This window comes from Flavitalea flava, assembly GCF_054461575.1.
This window is the reverse complement of the sequence record NZ_JBTLQH010000002.1, coordinates 38,207-53,826: the sequence shown is the minus strand read 5'-3', so window position 1 is coordinate 53,826 and position 15,620 is coordinate 38,207. Positions and strand designations below refer to the sequence as shown.

Sequence of the window (15,620 nt, the reverse complement as noted above, 5' to 3'; positions counted from 1 at the left end):
CCCGGAGACCAACCTAATGGTTAAAAACAAATTAATTAATGATTTAGTTGTAATTAATTAACGATTTGATGGCGGCCCGCTGGCATGGTATATTGGAAAAGGCCGCCCATCAACGGGCGGCCCTTTCAAATGTTATTTGGTATTTGCCATAGTCTTTAAGACTGCTTACCCTTTTTAGGGGGCGATCTGTCCTTACCGGGTGATTATTCCTTTCATCCAGTTGTCAGGGTGTGTCCGATTTAGGAGCTTTTCCACCTTTTGCGGGTGCAGCACCGTTACTGAGCATGGTCGGGTTCTTTTCGGAAGAACCGGGCTGAGGTAAAGCTGCGCCTGCCTGTCCGTATTGTTTTTCCCAATCGGCAAGATTCAGCAGCATCTGGTAGGAGGAAATGATATCCTGAACGAAACCTACCTGCCGGTCTGAAAGATTTCCGCCTTTTCCCTGCATGATCATTTGTGCGTTTACCGCCAGTTGTTCATCCGGCATGCTTTCACCCAAACCTTTATAATAACGTAACTGCTGTTGAAGGTCCTTTTTCAAAGAAGCCGCGACCTTTTTGGCTAAAGCCTGGTCTCCTGAACGGTAACAACCCAGCAGAAAACTCATGGAAATACGGTTATGCTGATTGCCCCGATTGGAGGTCATACCATACGGGAAATTGGATTCCAGTACGTTTTTGTCAAAATGTTCCAGGATATTTCGGGCCGAATCGTTTTTACCGCCATCGGTCAGACTGAGCGCCAGTTGCGCATGTGCGGCCCTGATGGTATTGAGGTGACGGCGATTCTCCTCATCATAATAAACCCCGGGCGTATTGGCGTTGCCATAGGCGAACTTGGTCATTATATTCGAATAGGCCAGATCATTATTATAACTGCCATAAGCGGAACCTCCGTCTATTACCGGTACCAAACGGCCGGCGAGCCCGTCCTGGCGTATATATTTAGCCAGGCCCAGGTCTTCCAGTTCGTAGGTGGAATTGAAGCAGATCGGTCTTTCCCATTTATTGGCGGCGATCAGGGCCAGCACAGCCAGTTCATTTTTGAACAGGTAATTTTTGTTCTTGGAGATCTCCAGCTGAAGACTGCTGACTACACTGTCACCCGGATTCACGGTGCCATTTGCACGCACCACACGCGCATCTACGGGAACGGACAATTTCCGGACAGGCAGGAAATTATAGGTGTCGCCGTCTTCGGATTGATTGGTATATTTCGGATCGTCGCTGCCGACGATATTTTTCATCATATCAAAAAGGTCGTAGTATTTATTCTGGTCGAAGCCCGGCATATTACCGATCCCTATTACTTCCCTGCTGCTGCCCTGGATCTGTTCAGGAGTAAAGATCACATCGGCGGCGGGGCTTTTATTGACCTTATACCGCAATTGATTGATATACCAGTCGGTTCCCAGCAGACTGTAATTCATGACGCGGACATCCGGACGAATGCCTTCCACTTCCTGGGCGTACCAGAGCGGATAGGTATCGTTATCCCCGAAGGAGATCAGGATGGCATTGGGAGGACAGCTTTCCAGGTAATCCTTTCCGATATCCCGGGCGAGCGTCTTTTTGCTTCGGTCATGATCGTCCCATTCCTGGTTGCCCATCAGCATGGGAACGGCCAGGAAACAAAGACCGGCTGCGGCGTAATTGGCTGCAGGTCCCTTGATTACCTTTTCGAGCTGTTCTTTCACCCAGATAACGCCCAGGCCAATCCAGATAGCAAAGGCATAGAAGGAGCCGGCGTAGGCATAATCCCGTTCACGGGGCTGGTAGCCTGCCTGGTTGAGGTAGACCACAATGGCAAAACCCGTAAAGAAAAAGAGCAGACCGGTCACCATAAAATCTCTCCGGTTACGGGTGTACTGGAAGACAAGCCCGATAAGCCCCAGGATAAAGGGCAGCAGGTACATCCGGTTATAGGACTTGTTATTCGTATGGATGCTGTCGGGCAATTTACTCTGATCGCCATAAAGGGTATTATCGATAAAGGAAATCCCGGTGATCCAGTTACCGTCGCGCAAATTGCCGAACCCTTGCAGGTCGTTCTGTTTGCCCGAGAAATTCCACATAAAATAACGCAGGTACATCCAGCCTACCTGGTAGCGCATTAGGTATTTGATATTATCAGCCATTGAAGGCGCATCTCCTTCGTTCATACCCGAAAATTGTTTGTAGGCGTCGACCTGGTTCCTGTCATTTCCTCCATCCCACATACGGGGGAAGAGATGGGAAGATGGGGTATTGCCCCAATCCTGCCCGGTGGTCTTACCAGCCACTTCATATTTTTCCTTTCCTCTTACATACAGGTTTCCGGTTTTTACGCGCGGAGCCTGGTCCTGGAAATCGGGTCCATAGACGATGGGCCAGTCTCCGTATTGGTCGCGGCTAAGATAGCCCATCAGGCTCACGGGGTTGTCGACATTATACATATCCACTGCAGGATCGGCATTCGAGCGGATAATGGTGGTGAAATAAGTGGAGTAACCCAGCAGCATAAAACAGCTGCACCAAAGACCCAGCTTGAGGTAATAATATTGTTTACGGACGGCCCAGCGGATAGCGAAGACCAGGGCGATCGTCAATAAAACGAAGAATACGGCAAAACCCACGAAGAAGGGCATGTTCAGGGAATTGACGAAGAATATATCGAAGGCGCCTGCTCCCTTGATGGTGTATTGAATGACGAACTTCTGCACGACGCCGGTGATACCGCAGCCAATGACAAAGGCGATAATTGTTCCCCAGAGGGTCGGTTTATAGCGTTTGAAATAATAGACCATGACGATGGCCGGAATGGTCAGCAGATTCAGCAAGTGTACCCCTATGGAAAGGCCCATCACATAAAAAATGAAGATGATCCATTTATCGGAGCCGGGCTGGTCGGCATTGTGCTCCCATTTAAGGGCGGCCCAAAAGACCAGGGCCGTAAAAAAGGCGGAAGAGGCGTATACTTCCCCTTCAACGGCGCTATACCAGAAAGAATCACAGAAGGTATAGGCGAGGGCGCCGACGACACCGGCGCTCATGATGGTGAAGATCTGCTGGCTGGTAAGAGCCGCCAGTGAATAAGTACCGTTCGGGTCCAGGCTTCCTTTAGTCGGGCTACCTGCCGGAAGGCTGCTTTTTTGCACGATCTTACGGGCAAAATGGGTGATGGACCAGAACAGGAAGAGGATCGACATGCCGCTGGCTATAGCACTCATAAAATTGACACCCCTGGCTGCCGTAAGCGGATTATCGCCAAAAAGGATGATAAAGAACCGGCCAATAAGGACGAAGAGAGGGGCGCCCGGCGGGTGGGGGATCTGCAGCTTATAACAACTGGAAATGAACTCACCGCAATCCCAGAAACTGCCGGTGGCCTCCATAGTCATGACATAGACCGTACAAGCAATCACACCTACGATCCAGCCGACTATATTATTTACTCTGTTAAAACTCATAGAAAACCTGATTTTTTACACAATTCGCAAAGGACGCGTTTTTTGCACATACACACAAATCCGAAAACCGCAAATCATGCGAATATTCGCCAAAAAGCCGCGACCGGAACGCCGCTCCAGAAATTTAACCACTAATTAACCCGGTTTGGAGGGAAATGGCCCTTTTTATTCGAAATAAACCCGGATGGTCTGATAAAAAAGGCGGCTTTGGAGATATTGGTTCTGAGACTGCTCGGTAAAGCCCTGGAGGCCGAAGAGGCCGGCGGCATTCCCTTTCTGGATGGCAATTTCCAGGTAGCCGGCGGAGTTAAAAAGGGCGAGTTTTTCGCCTTCTCCGACATCGGCGTAAGTCTCGCTGATCTTTTCGATGATCTCATCCCGTTTAAAAACGATCCGGAAACTCCTTCCTTTACGTCTTTCCTCGAACTCGTCGCGGGTAATATTGACGATCACATTCTCAAAATGGTCGATAAAGATGATCTGGCCTTCGATCCAGTTGTCTCCGAAGAGGGGGCGAAGGTGGTTTTTTTCGGTAAAAGGAGGATCCGGAGTACCGATATCGAGCAGGCCACTGCCGTTAACGAGTTGTTGAATAGCCTGGCCCATCACTTTGACGCAATAAAGCGTGTTTTTGACCGCCAGTTTATCCAGGGGCAGACCGATGACCATTTCCGGCCGTCCTTCCAGGATCATGGAAAGCAGGCCATTATCGGCGCATAAGAGGTACTGTTCGTTATGGAAGGCCAGGAGCAGTTGTTCCGGCTTTTTTTCGAACAGATTGACCAGGATAATATGATAGGTAAATGGGGGAAAGTTCTTAATGGCATTGCGGCAGACATAAGCTGCCTGGGGGTAATTGAAGGGGGAAAGACCGTGGGAGATATCCAGCAGGGTAAATGCCGGGTTGATCTGTGTTAGCTGGCCTTTTACAGCTCCCACCAAATAATCCTGCTGACCGATGTCAGAAGTGAGCGTTACTAAGGCCATTGCTGTTTTTTATTTTACGAATTCCCCGTTTTTGTAATAATACTTATACGTAAGCTTGTCTGCCAGGGAGGGGAGCAGCTTATTCAAAAGTACGGTCACTTTTCCGGTTAAGGTCAGAATGATCGTTCGTTTGCGTTTTTCGATAGCCCGGATGATATGGTCTGCGCAGGTTTCGGCAGTCATGATCTTTTGTTCGTTCAGTACGCTTTCACCCCTGGCCTGGCCGTTCTGATCGAGGGCTGCATGGCGGATATTGGAGGCCGTGAAACCGGGGCAGACCCACATGACGTGGACGCCGGTCTTATACAATTCGACGCGCAGGGATTCCAGCCAGCCTTGCAGGGCGAACTTGGAGGCCGAATAGGCGCTTCTCCCGGGCAGGCCGCGATAACCTGCGGTAGAAGACACCCCGACAATGGTGCCTTTTCGTTCCAGGATGGAGGGTAAGGCGTATTTGGTGGCGTAGACCGATCCAAAAAAATTGACATCCATGACCCGGCGGGTGACCTCCGTGGAGGAATCCAGGAACAGGGCGCGCATACTGATACCGGCGTTATTGATCAGGATATCGATTCCGCCGAAGGTTTCGATGACCGATTCGATAAAGTTCCGGCAATCCGCTTCGTTGCTGATATCGCACGCGCGGGCATGAAGAAGAATGTTGGAATACTGCAGTTGCAAGTGATACAATTTGTCATGGTCACGCCCGCAGGTGGCGATTTTCGCTCCCAGGGGAACAAGCGCTGCAATGAGAGCTTTGCCAATGCCGTCGCTACCCCCGGTGACCACTACTACTTTATTGTTGAAAAAAGACATACAGTATATGAAGATTAGATAATTATGTGGGTGCAAAAATAGGAGACTTAAAGTGGCTTATAAAAAGAAAAAAGGAATAACCCAAGAATAATCGTGCGAAAATAATTGCAGAAAAATTTGTTGCGAACTGAATTTCACCTATTTTTGCACTCCCAAAAACGACAACAACTCCTCAAAAAGTTGACCGTTCAGGGGTAGAAAAGATCGTTGATTCCGTAGCTCAGTTGGTAGAGCAATACACTTTTAATGTATGGGTCCTGGGTTCGAGTCCCAGCGGGATCACCAGATGGGACAAGTTGCTTTAATCGCTTCTTGTCCCATTTTTATTTTCTCGAAAAGTGGCGTCCTGCTGTATATCAATTGAACCGCTTCGTTCTGTTTTAAAGTTCACAAATAAAACCACCTGATATGCCTCTCAAAATATTAAAAACAAAAAGGACTATCAACAATCACTAGAAAGGTTCGAAGAAATTTTTCAAACCAAATCAGGATCTGCCCAAAGTGACGAAGCCGATGTTCTTGCTTTGCTGATCAAAGACTACGAAGACAAACACTATGTTATTAATGCTCCAAGCCCCATTGAAGCTATCAAATACCGCATGGAACAACAAGGGTTAACAAACAAGGACTTGGCACAAATCCTCTGGCTATGATCCGTAAACTATATGAGGAATTGCATATTCCATTGGATACCTTAGTAAAGAGTACTAAAGGATGAGTATATGACAAAAGCATTAGAACAGGAGTTATTCCAATATTTTCTCCAGCTTGATGAGGCGGTGAATAAATCCTTGACCATCTGCCGTCATAATTCCTTCAGGTCTTTCCTCCGTTTTCTCCTTTCCCTTCCACTGGTGATCCATGTATTCAATTCGTTAATCTCAACGATCAATGCGTTCTTCTGATTCTTTCGAACTTTTAATTGCGTGATTCAGGCTTCGGGTATAACGTTCTTGTATAGCTCTGTTGCAACCGGATTTGGGATGTATTTCTTCAATTCCCGTTCAGCCCCTGTTTATATAAGTGGTTTTGTTCATGGTCTCGTGAAGCCATATTTTAATATTATAGTAAATTGTAATATAATTTATTAATAAACCATATCTTCGTATTGCCCTTCATACATAAGTCGCAGTTTAGGATAATTTAATTACTGTTTTCAATCACTAAATTTCGTTGTATGAAAAGAAAATTGCGCTATCAGTTGATTTTGCTTTCCTTGATTTTTATGGGAGTAAGTTGTTCTAAAGGCGATACCGGCCCTGCGGGTGCAACCGGCGCTACAGGAGCTACAGGTGCTGCAGGAGCAACCGGGGCAGTAGGCCCCGTCGGGGCGAACGGCACCGTGATCTATAGTGGATCGGGTGCTCCATCCGGTACGACCGGCGGTTTAGGAGATTTCTACCTCGACCAGATGGCAAGTGTATTGTACGGCCCCAAAACGTCCTCGGGATGGGGAGTGGGCTTTTCTCTGGTAGGGGCGCCTGGCGCAGATGGCGCAAATGGGGCAACCGGCGCCACAGGGGCAACTGGCGCTGCGGGCAGCCGGATGCTCAGTGGCAGCGGTGTGCCAGCGGCAGCATCGGGCGTCACAGGAGACTATTACCTGGACAAAACCAATTATTTATTGTACGGCCCCAAAACAGTTTCAGGATGGGGAGCGCCGGTATCCTTTGGCGCTACCGGCCCTCAGGGTCCTCCAGGGACGGCCAATGTGATGTACACGAACTGGTTTACCCCGTCTTCCTATATCAAGGACACCGTTTTCGGCATATGGGGATTTTATCATGATGAGGCCATTCCGGCTATTACATCGGCCATACTGAATGGAGGGGCCGTGCTCACGTATGGGAAACTGGATGGCTATAATCCGGTTATCTGGCCTACCAGCCAGGTAGCTCAACTTCCTATTTCCATTACCTATCTGAATGGTGCTGTTGCAAATATTGACACCTGGTCTGCATTAGTCACCCTGTCCAATGTCCGGATTCAGTTAACCAGTAGTACGAATGCCTATGGAGGGATTTCCAACGCCCACCAGTTCAGGTGCATCATTATCCCCGGAGGCGTCAATGTTCCGGCTTCAATAGATTACCCGGGGGTACTGCGTTATTTCCGGATAAAAGACAATTAATCCGCATATTGACATAAGAGACCGTCTCCCGTTTTGCAAACGGGGACGGTACCTTTTTTAATGTAAACTTCCGTACGAGTATCCCGCTTAAGTTGGACCCGTCAAAGTTCCTCCAACGCATGAACGGCAAGTCCGGGATTCGTATGCCCGGTATCGGCGCTAAAACGATTACAGGCTGATTGTCGAAGTTAACCATCAAAAAGGATGGGTGTTTATCAAGTTTGTCGGTACCCATGCAGAATATGACAAAGTAAATCCCGAGACAGTAAATCAATTTAAAGTTCACAAATAAAACCACCTAATCACTAGAAAGGTTCGAAGATATTTTTCAAGTCAAATCAGGATCTGCCCAAAGCGACGAAGCCGATGTTCTTGCTTTGCTGATTAAAGACTACGAAGACAAACACTATGTTATTAATGCTCCAAGCCCCATTGAAGCTATCAAATACCCAAATTGTTTAGAAGAGTCAATCGCTTTCAATTCCTTTGGTCCAACAGGCTCAATTATGACTTCAAGTAAACAGGAACCCTGCAGGGAAAAATATCACCACTTTTTTAACCTAAAATATCGAGGGTCGTGATTCGGGTCGGTATGGTTAAAAGTGATTCCTAATTAATTAAGTCAATCATTTAGGATAGTCCCAGCGAGAACAACGTCCTTCCCCAATAATGCTAAACCCCACGTAAGACGGAGTGGTTTCTACTTTTTCAGTTCACTTTCTTTGTCGGCTACATGTTGTAAGTAATAACAATAGATCAATTGTCCTTTACTAATACTTGATAGCCTGAAAAATTCATTGGAAGCATGCCACCTTTCGTCAGCTTGTTCAAAGCCTAATGAATAGGGATAAATTCCCAACGTTTCTTTAATATCAATCAAAGCCCCGGTAGAAAATCCTGCACCAATTTGTAATGGCGCTGCCCCATAAATTTTGACTAATGCATCGGATACATAATTATAGGCTTTAGTGTCTGCAGGAAACTTCAAGGGACTTGCGTAACCTTTGGTAAATTTATAAGAAACTGTCGCCCCAGCATGGCAATTTTTATTAATGTGCTTCACAATCAAATCAATAATTTCTGATCCGGTTTGATTATTTACCAATCTACAGGTTATTCTCGCCATAGCATTACCAGGAATAATATTTGCATGTCCTTCTGCCGCTGTATAACCGCTTTGCATGCCAATTATTTCAAGCGTTGGACGATACCAGACCCGTTCAAATGACGAAAAAGTAGTGTCGCCTGCTTCTGCTGTTGTGCCTAACAATTTCATATCATCAGATTTATTATAGGGCACTTTTTTTATCATTTCTTTTTCTTCTAAAGTTGTTGGGACTACTTTATCATAAAAGCCTTCAACTGCTACATTTCCCTCTTTGGTATAAAAAGAAGATATGATTTGAGCCATTATTACTGCAGCATTGGGTGTCTTTCCACCAAATTGTCCCGAATGAGCATCAGTATTGGCTGTTTTTATATTAAACTCCAGAATTGCAGACCCTCTTAAACTCATCAAAATTGATGGCGTAGTTTCACTGTATTGGCTACCGTCTGCATTCAAAGCGAAATCAGCCTTTAATAACTCTTTATTTGCGATAAGGAAATTTTTAAAACTTGGACTACCTTTTTCTTCTTCGCCATCAAATATAAATTTTACGTTCACAGGCAATTTTCCGTCAGTACGTAATATCGTTTCCACTGCCCAAATAGGTATCATAATGCCACTTTTATCGTCGCTCGCACCACGCCCTAATATTTTCCCATCTTTTATTTTTGGTGCAAAAGGCGGGTTATCCCATTCCAATTCTTTTACTGGTTGCACATCATAATGAGCATAAATTAAAATCGTGGGTTTACCAGGCGCTTTGTCCCAACTTCCATACACCATAGGATTTCCGTCTGTTGGTATTGTTTGTGCAGTTGTCATTCCGATAGCTTTTAATTTATTCACTATCCATGAAGCCGCTTTTTCAACATCCGGTTTATGCGATGGAATATAAGATATACTTGGTATAGATACCAGTTCAATGAATTCTTTTAAATGTACATCGTTGTTGGCATCAATATATTTTTCATAAGATGTCATGGACGATTTTATTTGTTCCTTTTTCGAAGTTTTAGATTTAGTATCCTGAGCTGTCGAATTTATATTAGTCAATAGAGTTGAGCAAACAAAGATCGACACGGTTATTGATTTCGAAATTGTCATTGTAATTATTGTTTTGAATTTAACGGATATCGCCTGGAATTGTATACTGCCATTGTATACACATAAAAAGATAAATACAACCAAGCTTGTGTTTGCGATAAAACTATATACAAAAACCAAGGAAAACAACAGGGATTGAAGGTATTTACTGCAAATTTAAAAACACAGATTCCTGAAGCTGGGATCGAACCACATTGAGTTAGCTGGCTTTCGGCAATTGTAGACCGCCGATCTTCTTCATCTTCAGCAGAAAATGGTCCGAAAAAAGTCCTGATCGGGTCCCTTTATTGGTGCCGTATATTGTGATAACCTTTATTGGGACCAGCATTCGGAGCTGGTAATAGGGACAGCCGCCAATAAAGAGCTGTCCATCATAAACAAATTGATCTCCCAAGCCCATACCAAGCTGGAAACCCTGTATTTTCTTTTAGCCAACCAGCATGAGAGCTTCATATAATTTCTTGTTCTCCTTGATCATTTCGATCAATTTATCAATCTTGTTAAAAGTGCAATGAGTTGCCCCAAATGTACCAATCACGGTTAGATATTTGTCTAATCCATCAAATTTGATTGAATTGAACAATACTTTATAGGCCCTACTCTATTTTTGAGTTTTTGATGTGTCTTTATTGACATGCAAGCAAGTATTCTAACAATCGACAACCTTTCACACAGATATAGCAAGACCTGGGCTATCCGTAATATCAGTTTTTCAATCAATCAAACTGGCATTGTTGGGCTACTGGGGTCCAATGGAGCCGGCAAATCGACCACGATGAACATCCTTTGCGGAGTACTGAACCAGACAGAAGGCAAGGTGGTGGTCAACGGGATCGATATGCGGGAAGATGCCCGTGAGGCGAAGAAACAGATCGGCTTTCTGCCGCAGAACCCGCCTTTGTACTATGACCTGACAGTGGACGAGTACCTGGTGCATTGTGCAAATCTCCGGCTGATAAATAAAGGTAAGATCCGGGAGGCCGTTGAAGAGGCGAAGGAAAAATGTGGCCTAGCTCATTTTAGTAAACGACTGATAGCCAACCTGTCAGGTGGTTACCGGCAGCGTGTAGGCATTGCCCAGGCAATCATTCACCATCCCAAACTGGTGGTTATGGACGAACCAACCAACGGTTTGGACCCGAACCAGATCATCGAGGTGCGCAAGCTGATACGGGAGATTGCAGCGGAAAGGGCGGTGATATTTTCTACACATATCCTCTCTGAGGTGCAGCTTTTATGCAAAGAGATCAAAATGATCGAGCAGGGTCGAATGGTATTTGCTGACACCATGGACGCATTTAACAATTATATAGAGCCAAAAAGCATGCTATTATGGATGGAAAACTTGCCGCCGGGAGAAGAACTGGCTAGTATACCCGGTATAACAGGCGTGGAGTTTTTAAGTGACCAGCAGATTAGGCTGAGTTTCGACGGCAGACCCTCGATCGCAGAAACAGTCATACGAACCAGTGTTCAAAAGGGGTGGTGCCTGCGCGAAGTATCGTTGGAAAAGAGCTCGCTTGACGCGGTGTTCGCCAAATTATCTAACCAAGCAAATAAAAACTGATTCAACCATGAGAACGCTTTTAAAAATAGCCCGGCTGGAGCTGAGCATCCTTTTCTTTTCTCCGATCGCCTGGCTGGTATTGATCATTTTCATTTTTCAGAATGGTATCGATTTCGCGTCCAATGTGGAGCGGTGGGTCTCATCACAACATATGGGGGCAAATGTGGATGAGCTGACTATAAGATTATTTTCTTTCCCTCATGGACTATGGCCGCTTGTGCAATCGAAGTTATATCTGTATGTACCGTTATTGACGATGGGATTAATGAGTAGAGAGATCAGCAGCGGTTCGATCAAGTTGTTGTTATCTTCGCCCGCCCGGATCGTCGAGATCATTACGGGGAAATATCTTGCCAGCATGTTATATGGCCTGCTGTTGATGCTTGTGCTATTTGTTTTTGCAATGGCCGCCACGTATTCGGTGAGAGGCCTGGATCTAAAAATGGTATTATCGGGAATAGTCGGGATGTACCTGCTGTATTGCGCATATGCTGCCATCGGACTATTCATGTCGAGTCTCACTTCTTACCAGGTAGTGGCAGCGATCAGCACGCTGTTTATACTGGGCATATTGCAATATGTGGGAAATCTCTGGCAGGATATCGATTTTGTGCGTGATCTTACTAATTTTTTGTCAATTTCAGGCCGTTCCGCTGAAATGATCGAGGGTATGATTACCAGTAAGGACATTATCTATTTTGTTGTGGTGATCATTTTGTTCCTGGGGCTTTGTATGTTAAAGTTGCAATCGGGAAGGGAATCGGGGTCGGTGCTACTTACAGTCGCCCGGTATTCGTCATTGCTGGCCATCGTTCTGGTTATCGGATACGTCAGCGCCAGGCCTTCTATGATCGGTTACCTGGATATGACCCGAATGAAACGGCAAACCCTGACACCCAACAGTCAGGCGATCGTACGACAGATCAAAGAGCCCGTTACAATGACCGCCTATGTAAATCTGGTGGATAATTTTGCCTATTATGGTTTGCCTGAGATGCGTTTGCGGGATCAACAGCATTTCGACCTTTATACCCGCTATCTGCCTGATATGAAGCAGCAGTATGTTTATTATTATGATACGGTGGAAGACAAAAATGTTTTTGATCCCAGTGAGAATATATCAGTGAGGGATGTTGCCAAAAGAAAGGCCGAGGCTTACCGGATCGACTTTGGCAGGTTTATGGCGCCGGCCCAGATCAGGGGTATGATCGACCTGGCCCCTGAGGAACACCGGTTTACGCGACTGTTGAAACTGGGAAAAAGGAGTTCGTACTTAAGAATGTTCAATGATCCGACGCAGTATCCCAGTGAGACGGAAACTTCTGCGGCGTTAAAAAGGCTGCTGGTGCCGGCTCCAAAAGTTGGATTTGTTACGGGTGATAATGAGCGGGATATCGATCGGGATGCGGACAAAGATTATAAAGGCCTTACGCAGTCGCTGACTTTCCGTTATTCGCTTATCAACCAGGGATTTAACTTCACCAAGGTCGATCTGGAGCGCCAGATACCCTCGGATATCGATGTGCTGGTTGTCGCGGACCCCAGGACGGCGCTTTCCGCAGTCGCACTAATGAGGGTTCAGCAATATATCACGCGTGGCGGCAATTTGCTGGTTGCGGGCGAACCGGGAAAGAGTGCTATTCTGAATCCGATCGTCAGTTCTTTGGGTGTAAGTTTTGCAGACGGTGTCTTGATAGAAGAGAGCAAAAAGTTCGCTCCGGACTTTCTGATGGCCGAGTTCGCAACGCGGGCGACCGAAATATCTGCCAGCTTCGGTCGTTTTACGGAAAAGCAGCCGATTGTCGTCATGCAAGGGGCGACGGGACTACAGTACAAAGGGCAAGAGGGGCTCAACGTAATTCCAATTCTTACAGCACCGATGAAAAATACCTGGTTGAAAAAGCAATTATTGAATGCCGATTCGGGCCTTGTTCAATATTCGGCTGAACGTGGAGACCGGCGTATACAGTTGCCTACGGCCCTGGCGCTGACTCGTCATGCGGGGGGAAAAGAGCAGCGTATCGTAGTTATTGGCGACGCCGATTTTATGAGCAATTCCGAGATAGGCAGGTACAATGTCAACACACAGAATTTTATTTTCTCGACGCAGGTTTTCAGATGGCTGAGCATGGGGGCGTTTCCCATCGACACTTACAGACCGTCAACGGGAGATGATAAAATGAGGATAGAGCAGGGGGGGGTGAACATTATCAGGATTGCATTTTTGGGAATATTACCGGGGCTGCTGCTTATCGGTGGAACGGTGTTTCTGGTCAGGAGAAAGAGGAATTAAATTATTGGTTTATGCTTCAAATGCCGGATATTTTGTTCCGGCATTTTTGTATATTTATAGACTGGAGGCACCCGCAATTAATTTTCTAATCCAGCCTTTCCTACCTGACCTTGCTTAGCCATGCAATCAATTAAATAACCGATCTGTGTCCAACTTATTACCAGACATCGAGACTTTACTGTTGCAACGTATTGCCAATGGCGATGAACAGGCATTCTCTGCTGTGTTGCGCAAGTACTGGAATACGGTTTTCTCGCATGCGCTGGCTTACCTGAAGTCTGTCGAGCGTGCGGAAGAGACTACTCAGGACATTTTTCTGAAATTATGGAGGAGCAGGTCAACGCTTTCCGAGGTGAAAAGTTTGAAAAATTACCTTTTCATTATCGCGCGCAATCATATCTATAATGAGGCGCGTAAAAGGATCGACCGGTTGTTCTTTCCTTCCGATCAAATACATGCGGCCGACCCGTTGCCCCATCAACAAACCGAATACCGGGAGACCTACCAGATCCTGCTGAGAGGGGTCGAGCTGCTTCCGGAAAAAAGAAAGAGGGTCTTCAAAATGAGTCGTTTCGAAGGTATGACCAACGAGCAGATAGCCGAATCGCTTGGCATGCATAAGGATACGGTGTATCAGTACCTGACCAAGGCGTTGGGCTTTCTGAAAGTTTACGTGCAGGAAAATGCGGGTGTTCCGCTCTGGGTGATCATTCTCATCGCAGAGATAAAATAATTTTTAGATCACTACTCTATCAGGCCTTGTGCATGTGTCTTTATAGTTGTCCGGGAAAAGATTTTAGCCTCATGTACGAAAATCAGTATTTCGCGTATGGATCAACAAAGGTTGCAGGAGCTGACAGCTGCTTATTTGCTGGAGACTATTACCAGCGATGAAGGTATGGAACTTAGCGGGTTATTGAAAGAGCCCGACTATGAAGCGGCTTTCAGAGAAATCTTACTTGTGCAGTTGCATAACGGATCTTTGGATATAGACCAACCTTCAGAGGCTGTGTACGAGCGTTTGGAACAAAAGTTGCGTGCCGCAATAGCCGCTGATAAAAATATGCTGCCACCCGTTGAGAAAGGCGTTTTGGCTACCGGTCGGGTACCAATTCTCCGGATGGCTTTTGTGCGGGTTGCGGCGGCTATTATTCTGTTGATCGGCGGTGGGTATTTGTGGTGGCATTTTGAACAAATACCATCCTTACCAGTGGCGGATGGTAAAACGCCGGTAATGGCAGATGTGCAGGCAGGGCATCCCGGGGCTATTCTGACGCTTGGGGACGGACGCACCATCACACTAGACAGTATGCAAAGCGGGGTCATTGCCGATGAACGCGGCACGCAGGTGAGCCTTTCCAATGGTCAACTGACCTATGACGCTTCCGATGCCCGTGCGATCAGTTATAACACGATGAGCACTCCCCGGGGACGACAATTCCAACTGGTGCTACCGGACGGCAGCAAGGTCTGGTTGAACGCTTTGTCCTCGGTAACCTATCCTACTTCTTTTGTTGGAGGCTCGCGGCGGATAAAGGTCCTTGGGGAGGCATATGTGGAGGTCGCCAAAAAAAACGGCATGCCTTTTATTGTGGATATGGAGCGGAAGGGTAGGGTAGAGGTCTTGGGAACTCATTTTGACATAAATGCCTATGCTGACGAACCGATGGTGAAGACTACTTTATTAGAAGGAAGCGTGCGGGTTGTTAATGGAGTTGAAAAGATGGTGCTTGCGCCCGGTCAACAGGCACAAGCCTGGCCCGGCGACAGGATGGCTGTTGTAAACGATGTGGACCTTGATAAAGTAATAGCGTGGAAGAATGGATTGTTCAACTTCGACGGTGCCAATCTTGTGGAAGTGATGATGCAATTGCAGCGGTGGTACGACTTCCACGTGGTATATGAAAAACAACCTCCTCCTATAAAATTCTTTGGCAAAATGGATAAGAGTACTTCTCTGGCAGGTGTATTGAAAGGACTTCAGGGGGCCGGCTTGCACTTTCGGATCGAGCCGGGTGGTACGCTTATCGTTGGTCCATGAACGACGAGCCTTTCCAATCACCTTAAACCAATTCCTCTATAGATATGCCTGATAGGCAAACAAAAACCGGAAGCGCTCTGAACTGCTTCCGGCGGTAGTTTGTATTGATCAGTAATGCTGTTCGA

Annotated in this window: 11 protein-coding genes and 1 tRNA gene; 8 read left to right on the top strand and 4 right to left on the bottom strand. The window is 46.4% G+C overall.

Annotated features, from left to right (window positions below; all coding sequences use genetic code 11):
* Positions 1-223 precede the first annotated feature (223 nt).
* The 3 genes from ACX0G9_RS02795 to ACX0G9_RS02785 form a co-directional block, all read right to left on the bottom strand.
* Complete coding sequence (locus tag ACX0G9_RS02795) at positions 224-3,448, bottom strand: glycosyltransferase family 117 protein (RefSeq protein WP_459063324.1); 3,225 nt, start codon at positions 3,446-3,448, stop codon at positions 224-226.
* Positions 3,449-3,613: 165 nt separating this feature from the next.
* Positions 3,614-4,435, bottom strand: a complete 822-nt coding sequence (locus ACX0G9_RS02790) for an SAM hydrolase/SAM-dependent halogenase family protein (RefSeq protein WP_459063323.1) — start codon at positions 4,433-4,435, stop codon at positions 3,614-3,616.
* Positions 4,436-4,444: 9 nt separating this feature from the next.
* Positions 4,445-5,251, bottom strand: a complete 807-nt coding sequence (locus ACX0G9_RS02785; protein WP_459063322.1) for an SDR family oxidoreductase — start codon at positions 5,249-5,251, stop codon at positions 4,445-4,447.
* A gap of 209 nt (positions 5,252-5,460) precedes the next feature.
* Here ACX0G9_RS02785 and ACX0G9_RS02780 point away from each other — a divergent pair.
* From ACX0G9_RS02780 to ACX0G9_RS02765, 4 genes are all read left to right on the top strand, one after another.
* Positions 5,461-5,536 (top strand) — tRNA-Lys (locus tag ACX0G9_RS02780).
* A 437-nt stretch (positions 5,537-5,973) separates the two neighbouring features.
* Positions 5,974-6,156 carry a hypothetical protein gene (locus ACX0G9_RS02775; protein WP_459063321.1) on the top strand — a complete coding sequence of 61 codons (183 nt, stop codon included), beginning with the start codon at positions 5,974-5,976 and terminating at the stop codon, positions 6,154-6,156.
* Between the two features lie 272 nt (positions 6,157-6,428).
* On the top strand, positions 6,429-7,382 hold the full coding sequence (locus ACX0G9_RS02770; RefSeq protein WP_459063320.1) for a hypothetical protein: 954 nt from the start codon (positions 6,429-6,431) through the stop codon (positions 7,380-7,382).
* A gap of 175 nt (positions 7,383-7,557) precedes the next feature.
* Entirely contained in the window at positions 7,558-7,674 is a 117-nt protein-coding gene (locus ACX0G9_RS02765; protein ID WP_459063683.1) for a type II toxin-antitoxin system HigB family toxin, read from the top strand.
* A 408-nt stretch (positions 7,675-8,082) separates the two neighbouring features.
* Here ACX0G9_RS02765 and ACX0G9_RS02760 read toward each other — a convergent pair whose 3' ends face one another.
* Positions 8,083-9,471 (bottom strand): M20/M25/M40 family metallo-hydrolase, encoded by a 1,389-nt coding sequence (locus ACX0G9_RS02760; RefSeq protein WP_459063319.1) that lies wholly within the window; start codon positions 9,469-9,471, stop codon positions 8,083-8,085.
* A 757-nt stretch (positions 9,472-10,228) separates the two neighbouring features.
* Between ACX0G9_RS02760 and ACX0G9_RS02755 the strand changes: the two genes are divergently transcribed.
* The 4 genes from ACX0G9_RS02755 to ACX0G9_RS02740 all read left to right on the top strand — a co-directional run bounded on the left by ACX0G9_RS02755 (position 10,229) and on the right by ACX0G9_RS02740 (position 15,495).
* On the top strand, positions 10,229-11,161 hold the full coding sequence (locus ACX0G9_RS02755; protein WP_459063318.1) for an ABC transporter ATP-binding protein: 933 nt from the start codon (positions 10,229-10,231) through the stop codon (positions 11,159-11,161).
* 7 nt (positions 11,162-11,168) lie between these two features.
* A complete protein-coding gene (locus ACX0G9_RS02750) occupies positions 11,169-13,454 on the top strand; it encodes a Gldg family protein (protein WP_459063317.1) in 2,286 nt (761 codons plus the stop codon).
* A gap of 145 nt (positions 13,455-13,599) precedes the next feature.
* A complete protein-coding gene (locus ACX0G9_RS02745; RefSeq protein ID WP_459063316.1) occupies positions 13,600-14,187 on the top strand; it encodes an RNA polymerase sigma factor in 588 nt (195 codons plus the stop codon).
* Between the two features lie 96 nt (positions 14,188-14,283).
* On the top strand, positions 14,284-15,495 hold the full coding sequence (locus tag ACX0G9_RS02740) for a FecR family protein (protein WP_459063315.1): 1,212 nt from the start codon (positions 14,284-14,286) through the stop codon (positions 15,493-15,495).
* The last annotated feature ends 125 nt before the right edge of the window (positions 15,496-15,620 follow it).

What these genes read in the sequence shown, in the direction of transcription:
- ACX0G9_RS02775 (WP_459063321.1), top strand. Translation starts at nt 5,974, where the DNA reads ATGACAAAAGCATTAGAACAGGAGTTATTCCAATATTTTCTCCAGCTT.
- ACX0G9_RS02755 (WP_459063318.1), top strand. Translation starts at nt 10,229, where the DNA reads ATGCAAGCAAGTATTCTAACAATCGACAACCTTTCACACAGATATAGC.
- ACX0G9_RS02795 (WP_459063324.1), bottom strand. Translation starts at nt 3,448, where the DNA reads ATGAGTTTTAACAGAGTAAATAATATAGTCGGCTGGATCGTAGGTGTG.
- ACX0G9_RS02770 (WP_459063320.1), top strand. Translation starts at nt 6,429, where the DNA reads ATGAAAAGAAAATTGCGCTATCAGTTGATTTTGCTTTCCTTGATTTTT.
- ACX0G9_RS02785 (WP_459063322.1), bottom strand. Translation starts at nt 5,251, where the DNA reads ATGTCTTTTTTCAACAATAAAGTAGTAGTGGTCACCGGGGGTAGCGAC.
- ACX0G9_RS02740 (WP_459063315.1), top strand. Translation starts at nt 14,284, where the DNA reads ATGGATCAACAAAGGTTGCAGGAGCTGACAGCTGCTTATTTGCTGGAG.
- ACX0G9_RS02750 (WP_459063317.1), top strand. Translation starts at nt 11,169, where the DNA reads ATGAGAACGCTTTTAAAAATAGCCCGGCTGGAGCTGAGCATCCTTTTC.
- ACX0G9_RS02760 (WP_459063319.1), bottom strand. Translation starts at nt 9,471, where the DNA reads ATGACATCTTATGAAAAATATATTGATGCCAACAACGATGTACATTTA.
- ACX0G9_RS02790 (WP_459063323.1), bottom strand. Translation starts at nt 4,435, where the DNA reads ATGGCCTTAGTAACGCTCACTTCTGACATCGGTCAGCAGGATTATTTG.